Here is a 24,856-nt window from a genome sequence, read left to right as displayed (position 1 = left end):
CATGCGCCTGTCTCTGGGTATGATCGGGGGCGGCGAGGGCGCCTTCATTGGCGGCGTGCACCGTATGGCCGCGCGGCTGGACGACCGCTGGACCCTGGTCGCCGGGGCCTTCAGCAGCAACGCAGGACGCTCGCAGGCCTTCGGTCGGACGCTCGGGCTGGATGACGACCGCTGCTATGGCGACTGGCGGGCGATGGCGCAGGCCGAGGCCGCCCGGCCAGACCGGATTGATGCGGTGGCCATCGTGACGCCGAACCATTTACACCACGCTCCGGCAAAGGCCTTTCTCGACGCAGGCATCGCCGTAATCTGTGACAAGCCGCTGACGACCGGTCTCGCCGACGCCCTGGATCTGGTCGAGGCGGTGGCCCGGACCGGGACGCCGTTCGTGCTCACCCACAACTACAGTGGCTACGCCATGGTCCGGCAGATGCGGGCCATGGTGGCGGCGGGAACGCTGGGGGCGATCCGGGTGGTCCAGGCCGAGTACGCGCAGGACTGGCTGGCCACGGCGTTGCCCGGCAACAAACAGGCCGACTGGCGGGGCGACCCGGCGCAGGCTGGTCCAGGCGGCGCGCTGGGCGACATCGCGACCCATGCCTACCACCTGGCGACCTTCGTGCTGGGCGAGGCCGCTGATCAGGTCAGCGCCGAGACCTCGCGGTTCGTCGAAGGGCGGCTGCTCGACGACGATGTGCAGCTTCGTCTGCGTTGGGCAGGCGGCGCGCGGGGACAACTCTGGGCCAGCCAGGTGGCGGTCGGGGCGGCCAACGGCCTGCGGCTGCGGCTTTATGGAGAGACGGGCGGGCTGGAATGGTCGCAGGAGGACCCGGACATCCTCCGCTACACGCCGCTCGGCGAGCCGCCCCGGATCCTGCGGCGGGGTGGACCCGGCCTGTCGGCGGCGGCGCAGGCGGCCACGCGCATCCCGGCCGGACACCCTGAAGGTTACCTGGAAGGTTTCGCCCGGATCTACGCCGACGCGGCGGATCTGGTGTCGGCACACAAGGCCGGCAGGCCTACGCCCGCAACTGACCTGCCCGGCGTTGCGGCCGGAGTCGACGGGGTGCGATTCATCGAGGCTTCGGTGCGCAGCGCCGCCGCGGACGGTCGCTGGATGTCCCTCCATGAGGCGCGTGCATGATGCGGCAGAGTTTCGCCTGGTGGTCCTTCACGGCCGGCCGCGAGGTCGATCCGGCGACGCTGCTGCGCGAAGCCGCGGCGGCCGGCGCCAAGGGCGTGGAGATGCTGCCGGAGCCGCTCTGGCCGGTCGCGCAGGACGCGGGCCTGTCCATCGTCACTCTGACCGGCCACACGCTGGAGCGCGGGTTCAACGACCCGACCCTTCATGCCGCTCTGGCCGATGAGGTCCGCCGCAACATCGACACGGCGGCGGCCGGCGGTTGCGAAGCGGTGATCGTCTTCTCCGGCAACCGCATCGGCGACGGCGCCGACGCGCCCGCGATCGCGGCCTGTATCGAGGGTCTGGCCCCCGTCGTGGCCCATGCCGAAGCGGCGGGCGTCCGTCTGCTGATGGAGCTGCTCAACAGCAAGGTCGATCATCCCGGCCACCAGTGCGACCGCACGGCCTTCGGGGCCGAGGTGGTTCGCGGCGTGGGTTCGCCTGCCCTGCGGCTGCTCTACGACGGCTATCACATGCAGCTGATGGAGGGCGACCTGATGCGGACGATCCGCGCCAACATCGACCTGATCGGCCATGTTCACACGGCCGGCGCTCCGGGCAGACGCGACCTCGACGACCGGCAGGAAATCAACTGGCCGGCCATCGCCGGGCTGCTGCGGCATCTGGATTACCCGCACTGGGTAGGGCATGAGTTCGTGCCCCGCGGCGAGCCTGTCCCGGCGCTCAAGGCGGCGCTCGACCAGTTCGACCCATCGTTACAAGCAAAGGGAGCGGCGTGATGTTCGACGCCATCGTTGTCGGCTCGGGCATCAGCGGCGGCTGGGCGGCCAAGGAGCTCTGCGAGCGCGGCCTGAAGGTGCTGATGCTCGAGCGCGGGCCCGAGGTCACCAACGGGCCGGATCAGAGTCACGATCTGGCGCTCAAGCTCCGCCGCCGGGACGACCAGATCCCCGAGGCCGAGCGGAACCTGCACTATCCCTATCACGTCGGGGTCTCCTACGCCTTGTTCAACTCCAACAAGGCCCTCTGGGCCAGCGATCACGACCACCCCTACGAGACCGTTCCCGGCAAGCCCTATCGATGGATCCGCGGCTATCAGCTGGGCGGACGGTCGCTGACCTGGGGGCGGCAGTCCTATCGCTGGGCGCCGCAGGACTTCCTGTCCAACCTGCAGGACGGACACGGCGTCGACTGGCCGATCCGCTACGAGGACCTCGAGCCCTGGTACGATCATGTCGAGGCCTTCGCCGGGATCAGCGGCGATTACGACGGCCTGGAACAGCTGCCGGACGGCGACTTCCTGCCGCCGTTTCCGTTCAACGACGTCGAGCTGGCCGCCAAGGCGCGGATCGAGGCGGACTACCCCACGCGCCGGATGATCATGGGCCGGACTGCCAATCTCAGCCGTATCGCCAAGGCCCAGATGGACGTCGGCCGCAAGCGCTGCGAACAGCATGTGAAGTGCCACCACGGCTGCCCGTTCGGCGCCTACTTCTCGAGCCAGGCGGCCACCCTGCCGGCGGCGCTCAAGACCGGCAATCTGACGGTCCTCACCGACCGGGTCGTCGAGAGCGTGATCCATGACCCCGCCACCGGCCGCGTCACCGGCGTGCGGACGATCAACCGGCTCGACAAGACCGGCGAGATCTTCGAGGCGCGGATCGTCTTCCTCAACGCCTCGGCGATCAACACCGCCGCCCTGCTGCTGAACTCGAAGTCCGAGGCCTTCCCACGCGGCCTGGCCAACGGCAGCGACCAGGTCGGCCGCAACCTGATGGACCATGTCAGCACCAAGCCGATCGTCGGCAGCATCCCCGGCTTCGGCGACGTGCCGTTCCAGAACGATCGGCCGACCGGCATCTACATCCCGCGCTACGCCAACGTCACCGAGGCGGACAAGCCCTACCTGCGGGGCTTCGGCATGCAGGGGGGCGCGGTCCGCTCACGCAACACCGAGGGCGCCGTTCAGGGTGTCGGCATCGGTGACGAGGACGAGGGCCACCGGGGCTGGCGCTTTTCGCTCCTGCCGTTCGGCGAGGTCCTGCCCGATCCCGAGAACCGGGTGACCCTGTCGACCACGCGACGGGACAGCTGGGGCGTTCCGGTGCCGATCATCGGCGCGACGCACGGGTCCAATGAATACGCCATGATGCGAGCGGCGGCGCGCGATGCGGCGGAGATGCTGGCGGCCGCCGGCTGCAGCGACATCACCGACTGGGAAGCGGCCAGCGAAGAGCTGACGCCCCCCGGCGACCGCATCCACGAGATGGGTACGGCGCGCATGGGCCGCGATCCGGCGACCTCGGTGTTCAATGGCTGGGGGCAGGCGCATGAGGCGGCCAACCTGTTCTGCTCCGACGGCGCCGTGATGGCCTCCAGCGCCTCGATGAACCCGTCACTGACCTACATGGCGCTGACCGCGCGCGCGGCCAACCACGCGGCTGATCTTCTCGAACAGGGAGGCCTGTGAGCCCCATGCGACCCATCGGTCTTCAGCTCTACACCCTGCGCAAGCCGTTCGCGGCCGATCCTCTCGGTACGCTCTCGCGCATTCGCGAGACCGGCTACGACGCGGTGGAATTCGCCGCGCCGCTGACGTCCGATTTCGCCGGTTACGCGGCGCACATGAAGGCCATCGGGCTGGACTGTCCCTCGGCCCATGTGGGCCTGGCCGACATGGCGGAGCAACCGGACGCCGTGTTGGCCATGGCCCGGACGCTGGGCTGCCGCTATCTGGTGATGCCGTTCGTGATGCCTGACCAGCGCGACTGGATGTTGGTCATTTCGACCCTGGGCGTCTTCGCCAGGCGGGCGCGGGAGGAGGGGCTGCGCGTCGCCTACCACCACCATGATTTCGAGTTTGAGGCGACCGATGGCGTCCGGCCCTTCGACCGTCTGGTGAGCGAGACCGATCCTGACTTTGTCGACTTCGAACTCGACGTCTACTGGCTGAAGAAGGGTGGCGAAGACCCCAAGGCCTTCATCGAGAAGATGTCCGGACGGGTGAAACTCATCCACCTCAAGGACATGGCGCCCGATGGCGGGATGGCCGATGTCGGATCAGGGACCTTCGATTTCGCGGCTCTGATCCAGGCGGCGGACGCCGCCGGTGCCGAGCACTATTTCGTCGAGCACGACTTCCCGCCGGCCCCCGGTTGGCCGAGCGTCGAGGCTAGCCTGGCGCATCTGCGGACCCTCGGCTGATCTCGGCAGACGACGTCTTCGAGACGTCCGCCAACGGCGATGCCCGGGGCGAGGCGCAGCGCGCCCACGCCCACACAGGCCGCGCCGGACGCAACGTCATCAAGTCGCCCCTTCACGTTAGGAACGGCGGGACCGGCGCGGCAGGAGGGTCGTTCACATAGAGGCGCCGCGCCGCGCGCTCAGCCCGGGTCTATTGCCCTCAAAGCGAGGGGCAACCGATTTGGGCCAAGAAATGACTGATTAGATTGATAAAAATCAATGTCGGCCAGGCCGGCCTCGCGTCATGGTTTCTGACGGGCCTGACTTTTCGCGTCCGAACCAGCCCGTGGTGCTTCGAGCGCATGTTGAATCAGACCAAGGTCAGCCACCTGTCGCCACCGGTGTCGGCCGTCAATTCCGTCGTGCGCGCCTCGGAAGGCTATTTCCTTCAGTTGGTGAAGCTGCTCAGCGAAATGACCGACGGCGATATCGTGAAGGGCGTACTGCTGGTCACGATCGTCTACGCCAACACCGAGATTATCCGGCGCATGGATGGCAATACCCATGCCTTTGCCTCCATCGACGAGATTCCGACGGACGACATGCGACAGCCCGTCAGCGTCTATGCCCTGTCGAAGAGTCTGGGCACGCCCTACGAAACCACACGCCGCTACGTGAACCAGATGGTTGAAGACGGGCTCTGCGAAAAGGCAGGGGCCAAGGGAGGGGTCATCGTCCCCGCCCGCGTTCTCTCCAGCGCCAGGGCCAGAGCGATCTCGACGCGGCATTTCGCGCAGTCGATGAAGTTCGTCGATCGGGTCAACGAGCTCTCCGGCCGCTGAACCCCGGCACGCGCAGCGTCCAGAAAGACCCTGCTCACCGTCCGCTTCCATACGGCGTCAGGTCCACCGGACGGTCTGGTTCCGGATGCACACGCTCAGATAGATCGCTGCGGCCCCTGAAGTCATGCCGGCGTGCCGCGTGAGTCCGGTCGGGAGCGTGCCGAGGGCCATTCAGGCGCTCGGCTCCTGAGTAAGGCAACCCCTGTAAACAATAGTTTTCCCGAGATGGCGCCTTGTGCTGCCAAGATGTCGCACCGGTCAATGTATTGGCCCGGACGCGACATATGAAATAAACGCGTTTCTGAGGGAAATTCTGTTCTTCCAAGGTCATCAGGGTCGGACATGGTTCCGCAGTGTCGGTCATTCAATCTCATTATTATAAACCCGGATTGGGTGCACTAAGCGCAAGGTGTGACCTGCGGTAACCCTTGGTTGCGCTACCCCCGCGCAGAAGGACTCGACTGGAGCGAAATCCGGCCCCTCGAACGGCGGTGAAGCCCTTTGGCCGATCCGCTCAACGAGCCCGTCAATCGCTTCCTGCAAGGCAATGGCCCGCGCCAGCTTTCGATCGGGGATTCCAATGGCAGACGACTACGCGCTCAATGAGAGGCTGAACTTCTCCAGACTGGACGGGCCGGCGCGGGAGACGCTGCGGTCTCTTCGTCCGCTGATCCAGCGAGAGATCAGGCCGGCGCTCGATGCCTTCTACAATCAGATGCGGAATTTCCCCGAACCCCGGAAGTTCTTCTCCAGCGACAGCCACATGTCGTCGGCGGCTGACCGCCAGTCCCAGCATTGGGATCTCATCGCGTCCGCCGACTACGGGGACTCCTATGTGCGCGGGGTACGCGCCATCGGCCAGGTCCACGCGCGGATCGGCCTTGAGCCACGCTGGTATATCGGCGGCTACGCGCTGCTGACGGAACATCTGACCAAGGCCATCATAAAGCAGGCTTGGCCGAAGAGCTTCGCGTTCGGAAAACAGACGACCGCGGAAGAGGCGGGCCAGCAGGTCGCCAGCTTCATGAAGGCGGTGCTGCTGGATATGGATTTCGCCATCTCGATCTACATCGAGACGATCGAGGCGAAGCGACAGGAAGAAGAGACAATCCGGCTCGCCGCGGAGGCGCAGCAGGCCCAGATTGTCGAAGCGCTCGGCCGGGCGCTGGCGGTGCTCTCGGACGGCGATCTGGTCTCGCGGCTCGACGCGGACGTTGCGCCGAACTTCCAGAAGCTCAAGGACGACTACAACGGCGCCATTGATACGCTGCAGGAAACGCTGCGCGCCGTGGCGGCCGCCACCGACGGCATTCGAACGGGCACCGATGAGATCGCGCTGGCGTCGGACGATCTCTCGCGGCGCACGGAGCAACAGGCGGCCAGCCTTGAGGAAACGGCCGCGGCGCTGGATGAGCTGACCGCCACCGTCAAGAAGGCCGCCTCCGGCGCGCGCCAGGCCTCGGAACTGGTGACGACCGCCCGCGGGGAAGCCGAGCACTCGGGGTCGGTCGTCCGCGAGGCTGTGTCGGCCATGGGGCAGATCGAGAAGTCCTCCAACCAGATCGCCCAGATCATCGGCGTGATCGACGAGATCGCCTTCCAGACCAACCTCCTGGCCCTGAACGCCGGGGTCGAGGCCGCCCGGGCCGGCGACGCGGGACGAGGCTTTGCGGTGGTTGCGTCCGAAGTGCGCGCCCTGGCGCAGCGGTCAGCGGAGGCCGCCAAGGAGATCAAGGCGCTGATCTCCGCAAGCTCGAGTCAGGTCGGCGAAGGCGTGAAGCTGGTCGGCGAGACCGGCGACGCGCTGCGACGGATCGTTGAACGGGTCGGCGAGATTGACGCCCTGGTGTCCGAGATCGCCGCGTCCTCGGCGGAACAGGCCACCGGCCTCAACGAGGTCAATACCGCCGTCAATCAGATGGATCAGGTGACGCAGCAGAACGCCGCCATGGTCGAGGAGAGCACGGCGGCGACGCATTCGCTCAAGTCCGAGACCGCCGAGCTGGCCCGTCTGCTTGACCAGTTCACGATCGGTGGCGGCTCGGGTCGGCAGTCCGCTCCGATCGCGCGGCCAACCCCCGTGTCCCGGTCACCTCAGTCCGCGCCAGCGGCAAAGCCGGCGGTGCTGGCGGCGCGAGAGCGGCTCAATGCCTTCCTCAAGCCCCGGACCAGCGGCGCGAACGCCCTGAAGACCGACGCTGAAGGCTGGGAGGAGTTCTGATGAACCCGGCCTGCATCGCACTTCCACAACAACTCGACGGGACGTCCGCCGCGTCGCTCCGCAACTCGCTGCTCGACGTCCGGGGGACACCGGTGGTGCTCGACGGCTCCGGCGTGACGCGTTTTGGCGCGCTGGGACTTCAGGTCCTGCTCGCCGGCGCGCGCACCTGGGCTGACGACGCCTGCAGCTTCGACCTCGTTGAGCCTTCACCGGCGCTCGCGCAGGGGCTGCGGCTGCTCGGGGCGACCTTCGCGACGGGCGCTGTCACGGGAACCGAAAGCTGATGACCCAAACCGTTCTCACGGTCGACGACTCCCGGACCATGCGGGACATGCTGCGGCTGGCGCTCGTCACCGCCGGCTATCGGGTCATCGAGGCCATCGACGGCGTCGATGGACTGCAGGTGCTGGCGGGCGAGACGCCCGACATCATCATCACCGATATCAACATGCCCAATCTCGACGGCTTCGGCTTCATCGAGGCGGTCCGGTCGGATGCGGCCTGGAAGGGCACGCCGATCCTCGTCCTGACCACGGAAAGCGATCCCGAAAAGAAGATGCGGGCGCGCGAGGCGGGTGCGACGGGCTGGATCGTCAAGCCGTTCAGTCCGGAAAAGCTCGTCAACGCCATCCGCCGCGTAGCCGCCTAGGGGATCCGACGTGGACGAAATGGAAGCCATCAAGGCGACCTTCTTCCAGGAATGCGAGGAACTCCTCGCGGACCTGGAGAGCGGTCTGCTGGCCCTGCAGGGCGGCATCGCCGACGATGACACGGTCAACGCGGTGTTCCGCGCCGTGCATTCGATCAAGGGCGGCGCCGGCGCCTTCGGGTTCGAAGGGCTGGTCCGCTTCGCGCACGTATTCGAGACACTGATGGACGCCGTGCGGTCGTCGAGGATGGCCGTCACGCCGACACTGGTGGCGGCCCTTCTGCGCGCCGCCGACATTCTGGCCGATCTGGTCGAAGGTGCGCGGGGCGGCGGTGGCGAGGGCGATGATCCCCGAACGCTCGACATGGCCGCCGAGCTTGACCAGCTGATCTCGGGAGGCGTGGAAGCCCGCGCGCCAACGCCGGTGCTTCCGGAACCGGATTTTGGTTTCCGCCCGCTCGCGGGTCCGCTGATCGACATCGAATTCTCGCCGCCAGCGACTGGGCTCTGGTCCATCTCCTTCACGCCCCGCCGTGCGCTGTTCGTGAACGCCAATGAGCCGGCGCTGTTGATCCGGGAGCTCGAGCGGCTGGGTCCGGTGGAAACGACGCTGGATGACTCGGCCATCCCGGGCCTGGAAGATCTCGACCCGGACGAGGCCTACCTGACCTGGAAGATCACCCTGACAACGAGCCAGGGTGAGGCCGCGATCCGTGATGTCTTCGACTTCGTCGACAGCGATTGCGACCTCACGGTTGCGCCGGGGGAAGCGCCGGTGGCGCCCGCCTTCGATTTCGCCGCCCTGATCGCGTCGGTCCAGGCGGAGCCGGTTGTTGAGTCCGGGGCGCCTGCCCCTGCGGCCTTTGTCGTCATGCCCGCCGTTGCGCTGGACCTCCCGGATGCGCCCCTTGTCCAGGTCCCGGCGTCCACGCCTTCCCCGGCTCCGCCTGCCAGGCCGGTCAACGCGCCCCAGCCGGAGCGCGCGGAGGCTCAGGGGTTTGCCCCGGCGGCGACGATCCGCGTCGACCCGGAGCGCATTGACCGCCTCATCGATCTGGTCGGTGAGCTTGTCATCAACCAGGCCATGCTGGCCCAACGGGTGTCCGAATCCGGACTGCCGCCGTCCAGCGCCGTGTCGGTCGGACTCGATGACCTTGAGCAGCTGACCCGGGAAATCCAGGAAAGCGTGATGGCCATCCGGGCCCAGCCGGTGAAGTCCGTGTTCCAGCGGATGCCGCGCCTCGTGCGCGAAACGGCGTTGATGACCGGAAAGCAGGTGCGCCTGACAACCGACGGCGAAAACACCGAGGTGGACAAGACGGTGATCGAGCGTCTCGCCGACCCGATCACCCACATGATCCGCAACGCCATCGATCACGGTCTCGAAACGCCGGAGGCGCGGGTTGCCGCCGGAAAGCCCGTCGAAGGTCACGTCAGGCTGGCGGCGCTGCACCGTGGCGGGCGGATCGTCATCGAGGTCAGTGACGACGGCGCCGGCATCAACCGCAAGCGCGTCCTCGCGATCGCGATCGAGAAGGAACTGGTGGCCGCCGACGCCCAGTTGACGGACGAGGAAATCGACAACCTGATCTTCCTGCCGGGCTTCTCGACCGCCGCGGCGGTGTCGGACGTGTCCGGCCGTGGCGTGGGCATGGACGTTGTCCGTCGGAGCATCCAGGCCCTCGGTGGTCGCATCTCGATCGTGTCCCGGCCGGGTGAGGGGTCCACCTTCACGTTGAGCCTGCCGCTGACGCTGGCCGTCCTCGACGGCATGGTCGTGGACGTTGCCGGCCACACCCTCGTGGTGCCGCTCACGGCGATCGTCGAGAGCCTCAGGCCGAGGCCCGACGAGGTTCGGCCGCTCGGGCCGACCGGCATGGTCCTGGCCGTCCGGGACGAGCATGTTCCGCTGCTGGATATCGGCTGTGTGCTCGGGTTCCGCACTATCGCGCCCCCGCCCAGTGAAAGGGTGGTCCTGCTGATCGAGACCGAGGACGGCGCGCGCGCCGCCCTCGTCGCCGACGCGATCCAGGGTCAGCGGCAGGTCGTGATCAAGAGTCTTGAATCCAACTATCGCCAGGTGCCCGGCATCGCCGCCGCCACCATCCTCGGCGATGGCCGTGTCGCCCTGATCCTCGACGTGGACGCCGTGGTGTCCATGCGCAGGCGTGATGCGAGCCGCCTCGTCGATTCATCCCTCATCGCTGCGGAATGACCCCATGACTGACCTCGTCACCCAGGTGAGCCACGACCAGATCGAGCTGATTTCCTTCCGCATCGGCGATCAGGAGTTCTGCGTCGACATCATGGCAGTCCGCGAGATCCGCGGCTGGGCGCCGGCCACCCCCCTGCCGCAGACACCACCCTACATGCGGGGCGTGATCAATCTGCGCGGGGCGGTCCTGCCGATCCTGGACCTTGCGGTTCGCCTCGAACTGCCCGCGACCGAGCCCTCTGCTCGCAGCGTGATCATCGTCATCAACGCGGACGGGCGGCTGGTCGGCCTGCTGGTCGACGCTGTCTCGGACATTCTGAGCGTCTCCCGGGATGCGATCCAGCCGACGCCGGACGTCGCCTGCGACCGTGTACGGAGCTTTGTCCGTGGTCTGATGTCGATCGAGGGGCGGATGATCAGCCAGATCGCCATCGATCGGATCATGCCCGATATCGAGGTGATGGCGGCATGAGCGCGCTGGCCCGGGCCGAGACCACCGACGTTCTGGTCAATGGCGAGTTTCCCTTCACGCGGACGGACTTCAGGACCGTGGCGTCGCTGCTCTACGGCATGGCGGGGATCACGCTGCCCGACAGCAAGGCGACGCTGGTCTATTCCCGCCTCGCCAAGCGCCTTCGCGTGTTAGGGCTGCCGTCGTTTGACGCCTACTGCGAGCTGGTGGCCAGCGACCGCGGGCTGGAAGAGCGCCAGTCGATGCTGGCGGCCCTGACCACCAACGTGACCCGGTTCTTCCGTGAACCGCACCATTTCGACCATCTGAGGTCAAAGGTGCTTGAGCCGCTGGCGTCCGCCGTAAGGGCGGGCAGGCGGCTGCGGATCTGGTCCGCCGGCTGTTCGACAGGCCAGGAGCCGTACACGATCGCCCTGACGGTTCTGGACGTCATTCCCGAAGCCGCAAAGCTCGACGTCAGGATCCTGGCGACCGACATTGATCCCAACGTGATCGCCACGGCGCGAGAGGCCGTCTATGCCGACGACCTGATTGAGGGCGTGCCACCGGCCCTGCGCAATCGCTGGCTGGACCGGCGCCCGGACGGGGCCTGGGCGGTCAAAACCACGGCGCGTGGTCTGGTCACGCCCAAGGTCCTGAACCTCATGGAGCCCTGGCCCATGAAGGGGCCGTTTGACGTCATCTTCTGCCGCAACGTCGTGATCTATTTCGACGAGCCCACGCAGGAGCGCATGTGGAGCCGGTTCGCGCCGCTGCTGGCCCCCGGCGGCCGTCTCTATGTCGGACATTCGGAACGGGCGGGCTATCCTGGGTCGACCCTGGCCAGCGACGGTCTGACCACCTACCGGGCCCCGGGAGAGCTGGCGTGAGCCGGGTCCGGGTCCTTGTGGTCGATGACTCCGCCACGATGCGCGGGTTGATTGGCGCAACGCTGAAGCGCGATCCCGGGATCGAGGTCGTCGGCTACGCCGCTGACCCGCATGAAGCGCGCGCCGCGATCAAGGCGCTGAATCCGGATGTGATCACCCTCGATATCGAGATGCCGAACATGAACGGACTCGAGTTCCTCGAGAAGGTCATGCGGCTGCGGCCGATGCCGGTTGTCATGCTGTCGACGCTGACCCTGGCGGGCGCCGACGCCACGCTTCGCGCGCTTGAGCTCGGCGCGGTGGACTGCATCGCCAAACCTTCCGGCCCAGCCCAGGGCGGAGACGCGCTCGGGGAGCTGGCGGCCCGCGTGCGGGCGGCCGCTGGCGCACGGGTTCGGCCGATCGGCCAGCCGGGGGCGACCCGGCCGGCCCCCGCATCCTACCGCCCCAATGGCGACCTGGTGGCGATCGGGTCCTCGACCGGTGGGGTCGAGGCCCTCCTGACGATCATTTCGTCCTTCCCGAAGGACTGCCCCCCGACCGTCATCACCCAGCACATGCCGTCCACCTTCACCCCCGGCTTCGCCGCCCGCCTGGACCGTTGCACCGACGCGAGCGTGGCTGAGGCCTGGGACGGAGCGCCCATCGAACCGGGCCGCATCTGGCTGGCCCCCGGCGGGAGCGCCCATCTCGAAGTCACAGGCTCGAACACGCTGCGATGCCGTCTCCGCGCCGGCGACCTGGTCAATGGCCATCGTCCGTCCGTGGATACGCTGTTCAGGTCCGTCGCCGCGACGGCCGGCGCGCGATCGGTGGGCGTGATCCTGACCGGCATGGGCCGCGATGGCGCGGACGGGCTCAAGCAAATGCGCGCCGCCGGGGCGAGGACCCTGGGTCAGGACGCCGACAGCTGCGTGGTCTACGGCATGCCCCGTGTCGCGTTCGAGATTGGCGCCGTCGAGCGTCAGTGCGGCCTCGACCGCATCGCGGAGTCCATCCTCGATCTTTGTCGGGCAGGAGGCTGAAGCATGCCCGCCGCCGCCGCCATCAAGACCCTGGTCGTCGATGATCAACTGACGATGCGCGCCCTGGTTCGCAACGGGTTGCAGCAGATCGGCTTCACGCAGATCGAAGAAGCCATCGACGGGGAGGACGCGCTGCGCAGCGTCATCCAGCACCCGGTCCACCTCGTTGTGTCCGACTTCAACATGCCAAAGCTCGACGGGCTCAGCCTGTTGCGGGCGCTTCGGTCGCACGAGCCGACACGACAGGTCGCCTTCATCATGCTGACCGGCCGGGCCGACGACGATCTCGTGCGGCGGGCCGCCCAGTTCGGCGTCAACAACTACCTCGTCAAACCCTTCACCGTCTCGACGCTGAAGGAAAAGATCGAGGAAGTGTTCGGGAGCCTGACATGATCGTCGGCCTCGAGCGACCGGTCACCAAGGTTCACGTGATCCAGGGGGAAAGCCATGTGTCGGCCGACCCGAACGTCCTGCTGACCACGGTGCTCGGATCCTGCGTGTCCGCCTGTCTCCACGACCCGGTCGCGCGTCTTGGCGGGATGAATCACTTCCTGCTCGCCGATGCCGGTGAGCGCGGGGACTCCGAGGCGGTGCGCTACGGCGCGTTCGCCATGGAACTGCTGATCAACAGCCTGCTGAAGATGGGCGCATCTCGCGCGCGGCTGCAGGCCAAGGTGTTCGGCGGCGCGCGCATGTTCGACGGCCTGTCGGACGTAGGAGCCGGCAATGCCAGCTTTGTACGGCGCTTCCTCGGCGTGGAGGCGATCCCGATCGTCAGCGAAAGCCTTGGCGGCGTGGCCGCCAGGCGCGTGGAGTTCTGGCCGGAATCCGGCCGGGCCCGGGTACGCGCGGTGTCGTCCCTGCCATCGGAGCTGCCGGTCTCGCGGCAACCCCAACCTGCCTTGTCCGGCGATGTGGAGCTGTTCTGAGATGTCTGCCATGGCCTGCCCCGACAACGTGCTTCTGCGTCACCTCCTGATCAGGATCGGCAATGCGATCAGTTCAGCCGCCGTCCTGTCCGACGACTGTCAGCGCTACGTGGGCGACCTGATTGATGGCGATGAGGCGGTGCTTGGCGACCATCATCGCCTCCAGCAACTCGATCTGCTCAGCCAGACGCTTCACGACCTGACCTGCGTTATCGGCAAGACGGCGGCGCGGGTTTCGCCCGACGTGATGATTGATCTCCCGGCGGTGCTGTCCTCGGTGGGGCTCCATGCGCTGGCCAGCAATCTGGCGGGCGTCGACTCCCTGCAGGCCCAGGCGGCCGGCGATCTGGACCTCTTTTGAGACCGTCATGACCCCGCGCGCCAACATGTTGCCGAGCGTCAGGATCAACCTGGAAAAGCTTGTCGTCATGCTTGTCGACGACAACCCGCAGTCTCTCGACATCCTCGGCCAGGTCGTAAGCGGTTTCGGCGTGCGCAGTGTCGTGCGCTGCAACTCCGGCGAGGAAGCGCGCATCCAGCTGTCGAAGGGCCAGTTCGACCTGGTCATCACCGACGCCTACATGCCCGAAATCGACGGCTACGCCCTGACGAGCTGGATCCGCCGGGAGGCGCCGGAACAGAACCGCTTCGTCCCGATCATCCTGATAACGGCCCACACCCGAAAGACGGACGTCACCAAGGCCAGGGACTGCGGCGCAAACTACACGATCGCCAAGCCGATCCGCCCGAAGACGGTGCTGGAACGGATCTACTGGATCGCCAAGGAGGACCGGATGTTCATCGAGGTGGACAGCTATGCCGGCCCCGACCGACGCTTTCGGCGCGAAGGACCACCGGCGGGGATGGACGGCCGGCGCGCCGAGGACCTGTCCGCCCACGTTGGCCAGGCGACGATGCCGAACCTGTCACAGGACCAGATCAACGCAATGATGAAACCCACCAAGGTGGCCCTGTGACCGTCGTCAGGCGATTCCGGGTCCGCAATCGCCTGCGGGCCGCGATGTTCGACGGCGGCGGCAAGCTGGTCGTCGAGGCGCTGGCGAGCGCCGACGCCGCCCTCTGCAGTCTGGCCGAGGTGTGCAACGCTTCAATCCGGACCAAGCTGGCCCAGATCGATGCGGACTACGGGCCGGCCGCGGCGGGCCGCGGCGTCAACGGTCCTCATGGCCTCTACAAACTTGTCATGCAGATTATCGATGCGTCGGTGTGCGATCCGCGCCAGGGTTTCCCGGAAGCCTGTGCGAGTTTCTGCGACCTTCTTGATCATTGCGCCGAGAAGGGCGCCTGGGACTGGCCCGCCGTCGATGTCCACGTGGCGGCGCTGCACTGCCTGCACGTCGACCAGACGATGAGCAACGCCGACCGAATGAGGGTGGTCGATGGCCTGGTGCGCCTGCGCGGGCACAGGGAACATCCTTAGGTCCGGGCAGCCATCCCGGACCCATGGGGTCGTCTAGCGTGCGACCGCCGCCGTGCTCACCGACGTGTTCGATGAGATCGGCGTCGATGTCTTCAGGGCTTTATGCGCCTTCGAAACGGCGCTCGACCGCCGCCCCCTGCTGGGCAGGCTGATCGACCAGCGCGACGTCGGCGGGTCGGGCGGGTGATGCTCTGTCAGGCCGTCATGACTGGATGGCGGCCGCGCGGGCATCCCAAGCTAATGCGAGGTGTCGGCTTCCGGGTCCATCGACCCAAGGAACGCAAGTGAACGCCCCTTGAGCGGTACCAATTCGCCGGTCTTCGCCGCCCGCGAGTCATTCAAGGCCTCAAACAACAGGAAATCGCTTTTGTAGAGATGACGGATCTTCCGTTCGCTCTCCGGCGATATGGCCACCGGCGTTCTCGGGGTGCCATTGATATGAGGGATTTGACTGGTGTCCATGATGGCGGTCAGGCCTGTTGAAAAGCCGTGGCTCTTGGAGAGACCCGGGTCGCCGTCGGAAAGTCTTGCCCTCCGAAGGGCATTGCGGGAGGGGTGGCCGAGGCGCCAGTCTCGGGCCAGCAGCAGCGATTGGACCCCACCATGACTGACAAGACCTCGACCGATGGCGTCCGGCCCGGACCGCTCGCGGGGGTCCGGATCATCGACCTGACGCAGTTCGTGCTCGGTCCCTACGCCACCCAGACGCTGGGCGATCTGGGCGCGGACGTCATCAAGGTCGAGGAGCCTTCAGGCGATCGCCAGCGCAATTCGGGCAAGGCTCCGAACTCGAAGGAAATGGGTCCCGGCTATGTCGCCTTCAATCGCAACAAGCGGTCGGTGAGCCTGGATCTGAAGACGGACGAGGGGCGCGAAACGCTCCGGAAGCTGGTCGCGACCGGCGACGTCTTTATCCACAACATGCGCCCCGCCGCAGTGGCCCGGCTGGGCTTTTCCTACGAGCAGGTCGCGGCCATCAAGTCTGACATCGTCTACGTCGAGGCGATGGGCTACGACGAGGCGGGCCCCTACGCCGGTTTGCAGGCATTCGACGACCTGATCCAATCGGCCAGCGGCGCCTGTGGTCTCGGGCAACTGGTGGACCCGGAGGCCGAGCTGCGGCCCCTGCCGTCGTTCCTGGCCGACAAGACCTGCGGCCTGTTCGCCGTGATCGCCACCCTGGCGGCCCTGCGTCACAAGGAGCAGACCGGCGAAGGCCAGTATGTGGCCGTACCGATGCTGGAGACCTTCACCGGCTTCCTCATGGCCGAACATCTCTATGGCGAGACCTTCATCCCGCCGACCAGCAGCTTCGGCTTCACCACCGCCATCACGCCCCATCGCAAGCCGATGAAGACGAAGGACGGCTATCTGACGGTCATGCCTGCGAATGCCGGCCAGTCCGCGAAGTTCATGGAACTGGGCGGCCTGCCGGGCGCCTACGAGAGCGAGCGCTTCACGTCGAAGACCAGCGGCAGGGAAAAGGTCGCCGAATACTACGCCATGATGGGCGAGGCGGCGGCCAGCCATACGACCGACGAATGGATGGCGCTGGGCGCCGCCAATTCCATCCCGGTCATGCGGGCCAATACGCCGACGATGATCTTCGAGGACGCCCAGCTCAGCCAGACCCTGTTCGAGGAGCGTACGTTGGCGGGGGAGGGGACCTATCGGGCGATGAAGCCCGGCCTGCGGTTCTCGAAAACGCCCGCCGCCATCCTGCGCGACCCGCCCCGGATCGGTCAGGACACGGACGACGTGCTGGCGGAACTCGCGGACTGGCCGGCGACCGCCAAACCCTGACCGCCCCGCCTACATGAAGTTGCGCGTGTGCATGTCGGCCAGGCGTTGCGCCTCGTCCACGCCGAAGCCCAGCCGCAGCAGGCGCGCTTTTCGCCCGGCGGCCATGTCGAGCTTGAGCTGCTGAACAGCTGCATGGCCCCGCGCCACGGCGGCGGGCGTCAGATCGCCGGCGGCCAGCAGAACCAGGGAGTCGAACACCTCCTCGTTCAGCCCGGCCGTCGGCGCCAGCTCTTCGTGCCTTTGCTCGACCGCATTCTGAAGGCGGGTCTGGTAGTCGGGCTGGGCAGTCAGCCGGTGCTCCAGATGGGCCATGGCGAAGGCCACGTGCCGGGCTTCGTCCCGCGCGGCGAGGCGGCAGATCTGGGACGTCACGGGGTCCGGCGCATGGGCGTGCAGGAAGTTCAGCAGCGTGATGAAGCTGCCCTCGCCGAGCACCGACAGCAGAAAGGTCGCCGACGAAAAGTCCGGCGCCTGCAGGAGGGTGTTCAGCGACGCCTGACCGCCGGCCGTGGAGAGCATCGGCTCATGCCCGCGCAGGCCGAGCCGCCGCGTGAAGACCTCGATGTGTCGGGCCTCGTCGGCGCATTGCAGGGCCAGGAACTGCTGCACTTCGCGGAAGTGCGGGTGGACCTGGCCCAGATGCCTGGCCGGGACCACCAATGCCGCGTTCTCGTTCTCGACCAGATAGGTCATGACCTGAACCACCGCCGCCTCGATGGCGGGGGGCAGGTCGAACGGCGCGTCCCAGTCGATCGCCGTCTGCGGGTCCCACTGGGCGGCGGCGGCCTGGCGGTAGAGGTCGCCGGCGGTTGCGGCCCAGAGATCGTCGCGGCGGCTCAGGCCGAAGCCGATCAACGGCCCGCCCGCTTCCACGGTCGCGCCGCGCGCGGCCAGGCCCCAGGCCGCGTCGGCGACCTCGGCCGGCAGCTCATCGTCAGCCAGCCGGGAATGACCGCTCCCGAGGGCATTTCGCCAGCGGCCCTCGGCCCAGGGGCCGCGCGTTACCACCGCCTCGACATCGCCGCTCGTCAGGCGATGGATTTCGACGTCATGACCTTGCTGCCGGCACCAGGCGGTCAGGTGCAGGTCCCATCCGGGCGGTCCCCCGCGCACGCGCAGGCTCTCGCCGGCGGACAGGTCCGCCAGCGCGCGCCGGACGAGCAGCAGGCCGCCGTCGTCCAGGCCGAGCCCTTCAATATCGATAGTCGGCACGGAGAATGCTTCCATCGGGGCCATAGAAGCCCTGCTCGTCCACGGCTTCGGCCAGGGCCGGATAGAACTCGGTGCGACCCGGCTTCCACTTCTTCAGGCCTTCCAGCTCCAGCAGAGGTCGCACCTGCGGATCGTCCCACTGCATCGCCAGCAGCAGCGCGACGAACCGGTCGATGGCTGCCTGCGGCGCGTCGGGGCTGGTGGTGAAGTTGCAGTGGTCGTAGGGCTCGGTGCGGGCAACGATCCGTGTCGCGCCCGAGGGCAGCGTACCGTCGAGACCGAAGCCCAGGTGGTTGCCGTCGATCATGCAACAGGCGTCCACCTCGCCGGCCATCAGGGCCTTCGCCGCGTCGCGCTCTCCGCCAATATGGTCGCCGTGCTTGCCTGACAGCACGTCGAAGCGGCGCACGGTGAAGTCCTCTCCCCCGACCAGCCCGGCCCGCCGCAGATGATGCAGCGGCAGGAGCGTGGCCTGCGGCGAGTCGATCGCGCCCACGCCCAGGGTCCGGCCGCGCAGGTCGGCTTCGGACTGGATCGGGCTGTCATCCCGCACGACGATCACTGAGCGCAGATTGCAGTCGGTGTTGCGCATGGCCACGGCCTGCACCGACTGTCCCCGGCTGCGCGCGATCCGGTCTGCCCGCACCCACGCCAGCGGCGAGTTCCACGCGAGGTGCAGGGTGCCGTCGAACTGCGCCTCCACCTGCGCCTCGTAGTTTGAGTAGAGGACGTAGTCGAAGGCGAAGCCCTGCTGGCCGAACCAGGCTTTGAAGCCCTCCCAGATGGTGACCACCTTGGGGGCGTAGGCGACGGCGCCCATGATCAGCGTCGGTTCGGTCAACGGGGCTTCCCTGAAACACTGGCGGGCATGAGCGGCCCATTTGACGCGGCTATAGCACGGGGGAATCAATCCCCGGCGTCAGTCTTCGCGGCGGGGACGACGCCGAGGTGTTCGGTCCCGCGCGCTGTGGCCAGGGCGACCTGGCGTTGACGCTCGGCATAGCCGGCCCTCTGTCCGGCGTCCCGGTGGTCATGACAGGCAGGGCAGCTCACGCCGGACTCGAAGAGCGGCGAGGCCTGCTCGGCCGGCGTCACCGGCATGCGGCAGCCGTGGCACAGGACATGGGTTCCCGGCGCAAGGCCGTGGCCGACGGAGACTCGCTGGTCGAACACGAAGCATTCGCCCTGCCAGAGGCTCATCGGCTCGGGGACGGTTTCGAGGTATTTCAGGATGCCGCCGTCGAGATGAAACACCGCGTCCAGTCCCTCGGCCTTGAGGAAGGCGGTGGACTTCTCGCAGCGGATGCCGCCGGTGCAGAACATGGCGATCTTCGGCGCCGTCTTGCCGGCCAGCAGCGTCTCGCGATTGGCGCGGAACCAGTCGGGGAATTCGCGGAAACTGGCCGTCTCCGGATTCACGGCGTTGGCGAAGGTGCCGATCCGCACCTCGTAGTCATTGCGGGTATCGATCACGACCGTGTCGGGGTCTGTGATCAGGTCGTTCCAGTCGCCTGCCGCTACATAGTGCCCGGCGTCGGTCAGGGGATCGATGCCCGGCTGCCCCATGGTGACGATCTCGCGCTTTATGCGGACCTTCATCCGGTAGAACGGCATCGTCTCGGCCGAGGACAGTTTCACCGACAGGTCGGCGCAGCCCGGCAGGGCGCGGATGTGCGCAAGCACCGCCTCGAGTCCCTCCGGCGATCCAGCGATCGTTCCGTTCACGCCCTCGGGCGCCAGCAGCAGAGTGCCCTTGATCCCGTGCGCGGCGCAGACCCCCTGAAGTCCGCCCCGCAGGCTCGCGCAGTCGTCGAACGACGAGAACCGGTACAATGCGGCGACGCGGACGGACGGACGGCTTTCGATCATGACGCCGGCGGTGATGATCGGGCGCGGCGGCAGGATCAATCGAATTCTCGGCGCGAGGCGGGCAGGCGACGTCTGAAGACCGACGATGCTCCGGCGGCGAAGATCGCGTTCAGGCGCCACAAGATAGCGTCCCGGAATGCTCGACCGCGCACTTTCCGTCAGATGGAGAGACCGGGATCGCCTTCGAGAATGTCCTGCCTGAGCAGAGGGGATTCCCCCGGCTTCCAGAGCGAAACGCGGTGACTCACCCGATAGCGCAGCGGGCCGCCATCGTCCGTTTCACTGCGTTCCAGCGGTATCGGAATGCAGACGAATTCGGCCTCCAGCTCATGCGGCGTCGCGCGCACCGTCGTGTAGCCGTGTCCGGCGTAGTCCAGGAACTTGAGATGCGGCGCCAGTTCCGGATTGCTCGCCGCGCGCGCCTGGGCGGGGTCACCGGTCTCCTTCAGGACGAAGGAAGACTTCACCCCATGCAGCAGGGTCATGTTCCAGCTGGTCTCCATCGAGCCGTCGGGCTTGTCATGGATATTGAGGGGCCGCAGCGGGCGATCCTTCGGCATGGTGAGTTGCTGCACCTCGCCCAGGGTCTGGGCCGAAATCGAGCCGGTCACGAATTCGACGCCGACCGGATCGAACGCGCGAGGCGGCAGCGTCTTCGAGGGATAGCCGGCCCAGAACGCATGTCTGTCGCCCGCCAGGATGGTCAGGCCGGTGATCCCTTCCGCGCGGACCATGTCGAAGATCTCGCTGTGCTCAAGGCGATAGGCGCCTGTGGTCACGCCATATCCCCCACCGGCCGGCCACAGGCCCGCGAACGCTGGTGGCAGGTTCTGGGGATCAGTGCGTCCGGTGAGCGTGCCGAACGAATGGCCCCAGATCTTCCACGGCGCCTTTGCCGTGCGCAGACGGTCCTTGAACCAGGCCATCTGCTCGAGGCCAAGATAGGCCTCCGGCGGCGCGTCCTTGTTCGGATTGGGAAACTCGAGTTCGCCCAGGCGGATGGTGGCCGGCGGATGGCCGCCGTCATAGGCCTGGCCCTGGTCGAGAATCTCGAGCATCGCGTCGGGCATGGCCGGGAACTTGATATCGGGAAGCCCGCTGTAGTCGCCACCCGGTGAGATGAAGGACCGGTTGTCCGTCAGGATCATGTCGACGTTCTTGCCATACCGGAACGACCGCTGGATCTTCAGCGCGTTGATGGCGGCAAGGTTGTTCGGCTCCTGCCCGACGCCCCGCGCATCGAAGTCCTCGACGGGCTTGTTCTCGACCACCGGGGCCTCGAAGACGTCGCCGGTGCCGGCCTTGAGGACCCGCGCGGGCTGATACTCGTACCAGGCCTGACTCGCCGCGACCTTGAGCTTCTGCGCCGGACGGATTGCGCCGTTGATGATCTGCTGGCTCTGGTAGGATCGCCAGTTGAACTCGTGGTTGTCCCACACCGGAACGAACGGCCATTGGGCCCGGGCGTCCTGCAGATCAGGGTCGCTGAGGTAGCCGCGATAGGCCGTGCGGTAGTCGTCCAGATCCGTGGGGATGTGGAAGGTGGTGACCTTCTCGCCGTGCGGGTACCGCACATTGCCGCGCAGGCGTCGGCCCCGCTCCATGCCGCCCGGTCTTTCCTCGGGATACCAGACCAGTTCGTAGATGAAGTCGCCGAGGTGCAGGACGAAGCCCAGCTGTTCGTCACGCGGTCGGCGGGCGTCCTCATGGAGCATGCGCCGGTAGGCGTTCATGGCCCCCTGGGTGACGTCCTGACAGCTGACGAAGGCGAACTTGACCGCGCGATCATCGTTGTCCGCGGGCGCCGTCAGGGTTCGACCGACCCGGCTCGTGTTGCCCGCCTCGTCGACAAATCGGTACCAGTATTCCCGCGCGGGCTTCAGCCCGGCCGCAAGGAAGCGACAGGTCCAGTCCGTCGCCGCGGTGACCGCGACATCGCCCCGCGCGATCATCTTGCCAAACTTCGGATCGCTTGCGACTTCAACGGTCAACCGGTGTGAGGCGACGCCGCTGTCCGGCGCCCGCCGCGTCCAGAGGATCACACTGTCCGGACGGGGATCACCCGAGGCGACACCCTGCGGAAACAGGTCGCGACGTTCGTTTCGCGCCGCAGATGTCGCCTGCGCTGGACCCGATCCGAACGCGAGCGCCGCGCCGAGCGCGGCGGCCTGGGCGGCGAAGGCCCGCCGCGACAGTGCAGACTTGTCCATGGCCCATCCCTCCCGAACTGACGCGCCCTGCCGAGGCGTGTCGCGCCATCGTTCCCGCCAGGTCGCGGGCGACTGGGAGGATTTCGGACGCCTTTCAGCCCTGGGCCGCAAGTTAACTTTCGTTCAGGCGCGCGCCGTCAGGACCAGGACTATGCCGCAAGGTCGACCGGCGGCCGGGCGGCCAAGGACGACGCTATGCGCTCAGGCCGCGACCCCCAAAGCCCGTCTGCGCGGTCAGGTCCTCCAGTGTTTTCGGGAAGGGGAAGGGAGTCTAGAAGTTCGCCGTCTTGACCATGCCGCCGTCGACCCGGAGGTTCGCGCCGGTGATGTAGCTGGCGAGCGGACTGGCGAGGAAGGTGACGGCGTCGGCCACTTCCTGTGGCGTGCCGTGGCGGCTCAACACCGACCGTGCGGCGGCCGACTCGAACAGAGCCGGATGGTGGATCCGGACCTGGTCCCAGAAGCCGCCCTCGAAGAAGATCGGGCCGGGGGATACGCAATTGATCCGGACGCCGCGTCCGCCGTGACGGTTTGCCAGTTGGCCGGCATAGTTGATCAGGGCCGCCTTCATGGTCCCGTAGGCTTCCTCGCCCGGCGGCAGCTGGGTGAGGACGCTGGCGATCGACGACACGAAGGTCAGGGACGATCGGCCGTTGTCGAGCAGGTAGGGCATGGCCAGTTCAGCGACCCGGACGTGCTGAAGCAGGTCGGTCTCGAAAGTCTCACGCCACATCTCGTCACCGGCTGTGGTCGGGCGGGTCGAGACATTGCTGACCACGACATCAACGCCGCCAAGGCCTTCAACGGCCTTTGCGAACCAGGCGGAGAAGGCCGCGTGGTCGCGGACGTCGAGCGCGTCCCCGATCACCACGCCGCCGCTGGCCCGCGCCTCCGTCTGGAGCCTGGCCAGGCCGTCTTCGCCACGGGCGCAGGTGGCGACGGCGCATCCCTCGCGCAGGAGGCCGCGAACGATCTCCAGACCGATGCCGCGCGTGCCGCCGGTCACAAGGGCGCGCATGCCCTGCATTTTCAGATCCATGAGGTGTCTCCTTGGCTAGCGGGCGCAGGCGCCGCCATCGACTGGCAGCGCGACCCCGGTGATGAAGCTCGCCGCGTCGCTGGCGAGAAAGACGATGGCGTCCGCGATTTCCGGGGGCTCGCCGTAGCGGCCCAGCGGGATGAACTTGGCGAAATCTTCCGGGAAGCTGTCCGGGTCGTCAGGACGCATTTGACGTGCGAGGGCCAGGGTCATGTCGGTGCTTGTCGGCGCCGGGCAGACAGCGTTCACACGCACGCCCGTGCCGGCGAACTCCATCGCCGCCAGCTTCGTCATGCCGACGACCGCATGCTTGCTGGCGGTGTAGGCGATCGTGTTCCGACCGCCGCCGAGACCGGAAATCGACGATACGTTCACAATGGCGCCGCGCCGCTCGATGAGTGAGGCCGCGGCATGCTTCATGCCGAGGAAGACGCCCCGGGTGTTGACTGCCTGAACTCGGTCAAACGCCTCGACGGAGCAGTCGACCAGCGGCCCGATAGGCCCCGAAACGCCGGCGTTGTTGACCAGGATGTCGAGCCGGCCAAATGCCTCGCGGCATCGGGCGATCGCCGTTTCCCAATCCTGTTCGCTCGAGACGTCTCCCTCAAGAACGACGGCCCGACCGCCGTGGGCGGACACGAGCGTCGCGGCCTCGCCGAGCGGTGAACTCGGGAGATCAACCAGCACGATGTCCACGCCTGAACGGGCCAGGGCGTTGGCCGTGGCCAGTCCGATCCCGCGGGCGGCGCCGGTGACCAGGGCGACCCTGCGCTCAGGTGAAGTCATGACTTGGCGTCCGCGGCGGCTTTGAGGTGGAGATCGAAGTCCGCGGCCACCGCCGCCAGGATGTCGGGCGCCGAAAGGTCGGCGAGACGGCAGCCGTTCGCCTCGACGCCCCATTCGATCAGCTTGATGAGATTGCCGTCCGGGTCACGGACCAGCGCTTCGCGCCAGGGGCCGACCTGCCTCGCGGGCTCGACTTGCCGGGCGCCGAGGTCGAGCGCCTGGGCCACGCCGGCTTCCAGCTCCTCCACTTCAAACCCGACATGAGCGTAGCCGGGCGCTTCCCGGGCACGGTCCGAGGTGCGGGCGGTGGTCTCGGGGTTGAGGTACTGCCAGAACTCGAGCGCGAAGTTCGCGCCGCGCACCCAGGCCGCCAGGACGTCGACGTCCGTCAGACCCGTCACCCGGTCATAGTCGGCGTTGTTTCTGAGCCGGGGGCTGTACTGGACAGGCGCCCCGAGCAGTTTCCCGTAGAAGCCGGCCAGCCGCTCCAGATCGTGGGTGGCGTAGGCCACATGCCCGATCCAGCTTGCCGGTTGAGCGCGCGCGAAGGGCGCGCCCTCGGCTTCGAGAACGGATCCTTCTCCGGATCGGCCATAGGCGTAGAGGAAACCCGTTTTCAGATCGACCGGTGGGTCGGGAAACGAGAATCCGTCGCCCTGGAGGCCCTGGATGACGTCGTCAATCGACCGTCCCTGGACACAGAAGTGGGTAATCCCGGCTTGGTTGACCGGCGGGTACTCCGGGGTTTGATCCGACGATCCCGGATAGCAGCCTAGTTCCAGATAGCCGTTCACGCCCTTCATCAGGGCGCACTGCGCGCCGGTCGCCGGATCCTTCCAGCGGGCGACTTCAGCAAGCCCTGCGGCAGACCTGTAGCCACGAACCGACCCGTCGAGGTCGGCGACTGAAATTCCGATCTGATGGACGCCTCTGATCATTCCGGCCTC

Annotated in this window: 27 protein-coding genes; 19 read left to right on the top strand and 8 right to left on the bottom strand. The window is 67.2% G+C overall.

The genetic code is table 11. The features are described from left to right. The first annotated feature begins 1 nt into the window (after position 1). The 18 genes from ACODSL_RS04270 to ACODSL_RS04185 all read left to right on the top strand — a co-directional run bounded on the left by ACODSL_RS04270 (position 2) and on the right by ACODSL_RS04185 (position 15,177). Positions 2-1,144, top strand: coding sequence for a Gfo/Idh/MocA family protein (locus ACODSL_RS04270; RefSeq protein WP_488899390.1), 1,143 nt, complete (start codon positions 2-4; stop codon positions 1,142-1,144). Then, positions 1,141-1,923 (top strand): hydroxypyruvate isomerase family protein, encoded by a 783-nt coding sequence (locus tag ACODSL_RS04265; protein WP_488899389.1) that lies wholly within the window; start codon positions 1,141-1,143, stop codon positions 1,921-1,923. The genes ACODSL_RS04270 and ACODSL_RS04265 overlap by 4 nt, the downstream gene beginning before the upstream one ends. Further along, positions 1,923-3,614: a GMC oxidoreductase gene (locus ACODSL_RS04260; protein WP_488899388.1), complete on the top strand. Its 1,692-nt coding sequence runs from the start codon at positions 1,923-1,925 to the stop codon at positions 3,612-3,614. The genes ACODSL_RS04265 and ACODSL_RS04260 overlap by 1 nt, the downstream gene beginning before the upstream one ends. A gap of 5 nt (positions 3,615-3,619) precedes the next feature. Beyond that, the gene (locus tag ACODSL_RS04255) at positions 3,620-4,348 is read left to right on the top strand and encodes a sugar phosphate isomerase/epimerase family protein (RefSeq protein WP_488899387.1); all 729 of its coding nucleotides are present in this window, start codon (positions 3,620-3,622) and stop codon (positions 4,346-4,348) included. Positions 4,349-4,689: 341 nt separating this feature from the next. Continuing rightward, positions 4,690-5,169 carry a hypothetical protein gene (locus ACODSL_RS04250; protein ID WP_488899386.1) on the top strand — a complete coding sequence of 160 codons (480 nt, stop codon included), beginning with the start codon at positions 4,690-4,692 and terminating at the stop codon, positions 5,167-5,169. Positions 5,170-5,749: 580 nt separating this feature from the next. Next, positions 5,750-7,390 carry a methyl-accepting chemotaxis protein gene (locus ACODSL_RS04245; RefSeq protein WP_488899385.1) on the top strand — a complete coding sequence of 547 codons (1,641 nt, stop codon included), beginning with the start codon at positions 5,750-5,752 and terminating at the stop codon, positions 7,388-7,390. Beyond that, positions 7,390-7,674, top strand: coding sequence for an STAS domain-containing protein (locus ACODSL_RS04240; protein WP_488899384.1), 285 nt, complete (start codon positions 7,390-7,392; stop codon positions 7,672-7,674). Before ACODSL_RS04245 ends, ACODSL_RS04240 begins: the two co-directional genes overlap by 1 nt. After that, positions 7,674-8,039 carry a response regulator gene (locus ACODSL_RS04235; RefSeq protein ID WP_488899383.1) on the top strand — a complete coding sequence of 122 codons (366 nt, stop codon included), beginning with the start codon at positions 7,674-7,676 and terminating at the stop codon, positions 8,037-8,039. The genes ACODSL_RS04240 and ACODSL_RS04235 overlap by 1 nt, the downstream gene beginning before the upstream one ends. 10 nt (positions 8,040-8,049) lie before the next feature. Further along, a complete protein-coding gene (locus ACODSL_RS04230) occupies positions 8,050-10,254 on the top strand; it encodes a chemotaxis protein CheA (protein ID WP_488899382.1) in 2,205 nt (734 codons plus the stop codon). A 4-nt stretch (positions 10,255-10,258) separates the two neighbouring features. Next, positions 10,259-10,726: a chemotaxis protein CheW gene (locus ACODSL_RS04225; protein WP_488899381.1), complete on the top strand. Its 468-nt coding sequence runs from the start codon at positions 10,259-10,261 to the stop codon at positions 10,724-10,726. Beyond that, complete coding sequence (locus ACODSL_RS04220) at positions 10,723-11,595, top strand: CheR family methyltransferase (protein WP_488899380.1); 873 nt, start codon at positions 10,723-10,725, stop codon at positions 11,593-11,595. The genes ACODSL_RS04225 and ACODSL_RS04220 overlap by 4 nt, the downstream gene beginning before the upstream one ends. Next, a complete protein-coding gene (locus tag ACODSL_RS04215; RefSeq protein ID WP_488899379.1) occupies positions 11,592-12,620 on the top strand; it encodes a protein-glutamate methylesterase/protein-glutamine glutaminase in 1,029 nt (342 codons plus the stop codon). The genes ACODSL_RS04220 and ACODSL_RS04215 overlap by 4 nt, the downstream gene beginning before the upstream one ends. A 3-nt stretch (positions 12,621-12,623) precedes the next feature. Further along, a complete protein-coding gene (locus tag ACODSL_RS04210; RefSeq protein ID WP_488899378.1) occupies positions 12,624-13,013 on the top strand; it encodes a response regulator in 390 nt (129 codons plus the stop codon). Then, positions 13,010-13,549, top strand: a complete 540-nt coding sequence (locus tag ACODSL_RS04205; RefSeq protein ID WP_488899377.1) for a chemotaxis protein CheD — start codon at positions 13,010-13,012, stop codon at positions 13,547-13,549. Before ACODSL_RS04210 ends, ACODSL_RS04205 begins: the two co-directional genes overlap by 4 nt. A 10-nt stretch (positions 13,550-13,559) precedes the next feature. Then, a complete protein-coding gene (locus ACODSL_RS04200) occupies positions 13,560-13,910 on the top strand; it encodes a DUF8776 family protein (RefSeq protein WP_488899376.1) in 351 nt (116 codons plus the stop codon). 7 nt (positions 13,911-13,917) lie between these two features. Next, entirely contained in the window at positions 13,918-14,526 is a 609-nt protein-coding gene (locus tag ACODSL_RS04195; protein ID WP_488899375.1) for a response regulator, read from the top strand. After that, positions 14,523-14,990, top strand: a complete 468-nt coding sequence (locus ACODSL_RS04190; protein WP_488899374.1) for a chemotaxis protein CheE — start codon at positions 14,523-14,525, stop codon at positions 14,988-14,990. The genes ACODSL_RS04195 and ACODSL_RS04190 overlap by 4 nt, the downstream gene beginning before the upstream one ends. 52 nt (positions 14,991-15,042) lie before the next feature. After that, on the top strand, positions 15,043-15,177 hold the full coding sequence (locus ACODSL_RS04185) for a hypothetical protein (protein ID WP_488899373.1): 135 nt from the start codon (positions 15,043-15,045) through the stop codon (positions 15,175-15,177). A gap of 50 nt (positions 15,178-15,227) precedes the next feature. On the opposite strand, the gene ACODSL_RS04180 is transcribed toward ACODSL_RS04185, so the two are convergent. Then, entirely contained in the window at positions 15,228-15,452 is a 225-nt protein-coding gene (locus tag ACODSL_RS04180) for a hypothetical protein (RefSeq protein ID WP_488899372.1), read from the bottom strand. 141 nt (positions 15,453-15,593) lie between these two features. Between ACODSL_RS04180 and ACODSL_RS04175 the strand changes: the two genes are divergently transcribed. After that, positions 15,594-16,793, top strand: coding sequence for a CaiB/BaiF CoA transferase family protein (locus tag ACODSL_RS04175; protein WP_488899371.1), 1,200 nt, complete (start codon positions 15,594-15,596; stop codon positions 16,791-16,793). 9 nt (positions 16,794-16,802) lie between these two features. Here the strand turns inward: ACODSL_RS04175 and ACODSL_RS04170 are convergent, their stop codons facing one another. The 7 genes from ACODSL_RS04170 to ACODSL_RS04140 all read right to left on the bottom strand — a co-directional run bounded on the left by ACODSL_RS04170 (position 16,803) and on the right by ACODSL_RS04140 (position 24,847). Next, positions 16,803-18,005, bottom strand: coding sequence for a hypothetical protein (locus ACODSL_RS04170; protein WP_488899370.1), 1,203 nt, complete (start codon positions 18,003-18,005; stop codon positions 16,803-16,805). Next, positions 17,986-18,846: a phosphate/phosphite/phosphonate ABC transporter substrate-binding protein gene (locus ACODSL_RS04165; protein ID WP_488899369.1), complete on the bottom strand. Its 861-nt coding sequence runs from the start codon at positions 18,844-18,846 to the stop codon at positions 17,986-17,988. Before ACODSL_RS04165 ends, ACODSL_RS04170 begins: the two co-directional genes overlap by 20 nt. Positions 18,847-18,911: 65 nt before the next feature. Next, positions 18,912-19,874, bottom strand: a complete 963-nt coding sequence (trhO, locus tag ACODSL_RS04160) for an oxygen-dependent tRNA uridine(34) hydroxylase TrhO (protein WP_488899729.1) — start codon at positions 19,872-19,874, stop codon at positions 18,912-18,914. 158 nt (positions 19,875-20,032) lie between these two features. Next, a complete protein-coding gene (locus tag ACODSL_RS04155; protein WP_488899368.1) occupies positions 20,033-22,084 on the bottom strand; it encodes an alkaline phosphatase D family protein in 2,052 nt (683 codons plus the stop codon). 271 nt (positions 22,085-22,355) lie between these two features. After that, entirely contained in the window at positions 22,356-23,123 is a 768-nt protein-coding gene (locus ACODSL_RS04150) for an SDR family NAD(P)-dependent oxidoreductase (RefSeq protein WP_488899367.1), read from the bottom strand. Positions 23,124-23,138: 15 nt separating this feature from the next. Beyond that, entirely contained in the window at positions 23,139-23,909 is a 771-nt protein-coding gene (locus ACODSL_RS04145) for an SDR family NAD(P)-dependent oxidoreductase (RefSeq protein WP_488899366.1), read from the bottom strand. Beyond that, positions 23,906-24,847, bottom strand: a complete 942-nt coding sequence (locus ACODSL_RS04140) for a VOC family protein (protein ID WP_488899365.1) — start codon at positions 24,845-24,847, stop codon at positions 23,906-23,908. The genes ACODSL_RS04145 and ACODSL_RS04140 overlap by 4 nt, the downstream gene beginning before the upstream one ends. Positions 24,848-24,856: the final 9 nt, after the last annotated feature.

The sequence above is a fragment of the Caulobacter sp. FG121 genome, from assembly GCF_057809815.1.
Note: the sequence above shows the minus strand (reverse complement) of the source record. Positions and strands in the feature narration are given on the sequence as shown.

Excerpts from the sequence above, each read along its gene's own strand:
- ACODSL_RS04270 (WP_488899390.1), top strand. The coding sequence starts at position 2 with ATGCGCCTGTCTCTGGGTATGATCGGGGGCGGCGAGGGCGCCTTCATT.
- ACODSL_RS04265 (WP_488899389.1), top strand. The coding sequence starts at position 1,141 with ATGATGCGGCAGAGTTTCGCCTGGTGGTCCTTCACGGCCGGCCGCGAG.
- ACODSL_RS04260 (WP_488899388.1), top strand. The coding sequence starts at position 1,923 with ATGTTCGACGCCATCGTTGTCGGCTCGGGCATCAGCGGCGGCTGGGCG.
- ACODSL_RS04255 (WP_488899387.1), top strand. The coding sequence starts at position 3,620 with ATGCGACCCATCGGTCTTCAGCTCTACACCCTGCGCAAGCCGTTCGCG.
- ACODSL_RS04250 (WP_488899386.1), top strand. The coding sequence starts at position 4,690 with ATGTTGAATCAGACCAAGGTCAGCCACCTGTCGCCACCGGTGTCGGCC.
- ACODSL_RS04245 (WP_488899385.1), top strand. The coding sequence starts at position 5,750 with ATGGCAGACGACTACGCGCTCAATGAGAGGCTGAACTTCTCCAGACTG.
- ACODSL_RS04240 (WP_488899384.1), top strand. The coding sequence starts at position 7,390 with ATGAACCCGGCCTGCATCGCACTTCCACAACAACTCGACGGGACGTCC.
- ACODSL_RS04235 (WP_488899383.1), top strand. The coding sequence starts at position 7,674 with ATGACCCAAACCGTTCTCACGGTCGACGACTCCCGGACCATGCGGGAC.
- ACODSL_RS04225 (WP_488899381.1), top strand. The coding sequence starts at position 10,259 with ATGACTGACCTCGTCACCCAGGTGAGCCACGACCAGATCGAGCTGATT.
- ACODSL_RS04220 (WP_488899380.1), top strand. The coding sequence starts at position 10,723 with ATGAGCGCGCTGGCCCGGGCCGAGACCACCGACGTTCTGGTCAATGGC.
- ACODSL_RS04210 (WP_488899378.1), top strand. The coding sequence starts at position 12,624 with ATGCCCGCCGCCGCCGCCATCAAGACCCTGGTCGTCGATGATCAACTG.
- ACODSL_RS04205 (WP_488899377.1), top strand. The coding sequence starts at position 13,010 with ATGATCGTCGGCCTCGAGCGACCGGTCACCAAGGTTCACGTGATCCAG.
- ACODSL_RS04200 (WP_488899376.1), top strand. The coding sequence starts at position 13,560 with ATGGCCTGCCCCGACAACGTGCTTCTGCGTCACCTCCTGATCAGGATC.
- ACODSL_RS04195 (WP_488899375.1), top strand. The coding sequence starts at position 13,918 with ATGACCCCGCGCGCCAACATGTTGCCGAGCGTCAGGATCAACCTGGAA.
- ACODSL_RS04180 (WP_488899372.1), bottom strand. The coding sequence starts at position 15,452 with ATGGACACCAGTCAAATCCCTCATATCAATGGCACCCCGAGAACGCCG.
- ACODSL_RS04175 (WP_488899371.1), top strand. The coding sequence starts at position 15,594 with ATGACTGACAAGACCTCGACCGATGGCGTCCGGCCCGGACCGCTCGCG.
- trhO (WP_488899729.1), bottom strand. The coding sequence starts at position 19,874 with ATGATCGAAAGCCGTCCGTCCGTCCGCGTCGCCGCATTGTACCGGTTC.
- ACODSL_RS04155 (WP_488899368.1), bottom strand. The coding sequence starts at position 22,084 with ATGGACAAGTCTGCACTGTCGCGGCGGGCCTTCGCCGCCCAGGCCGCC.
- ACODSL_RS04150 (WP_488899367.1), bottom strand. The coding sequence starts at position 23,123 with ATGGATCTGAAAATGCAGGGCATGCGCGCCCTTGTGACCGGCGGCACG.
- ACODSL_RS04145 (WP_488899366.1), bottom strand. The coding sequence starts at position 23,909 with ATGACTTCACCTGAGCGCAGGGTCGCCCTGGTCACCGGCGCCGCCCGC.
- ACODSL_RS04140 (WP_488899365.1), bottom strand. The coding sequence starts at position 24,847 with ATGATCAGAGGCGTCCATCAGATCGGAATTTCAGTCGCCGACCTCGAC.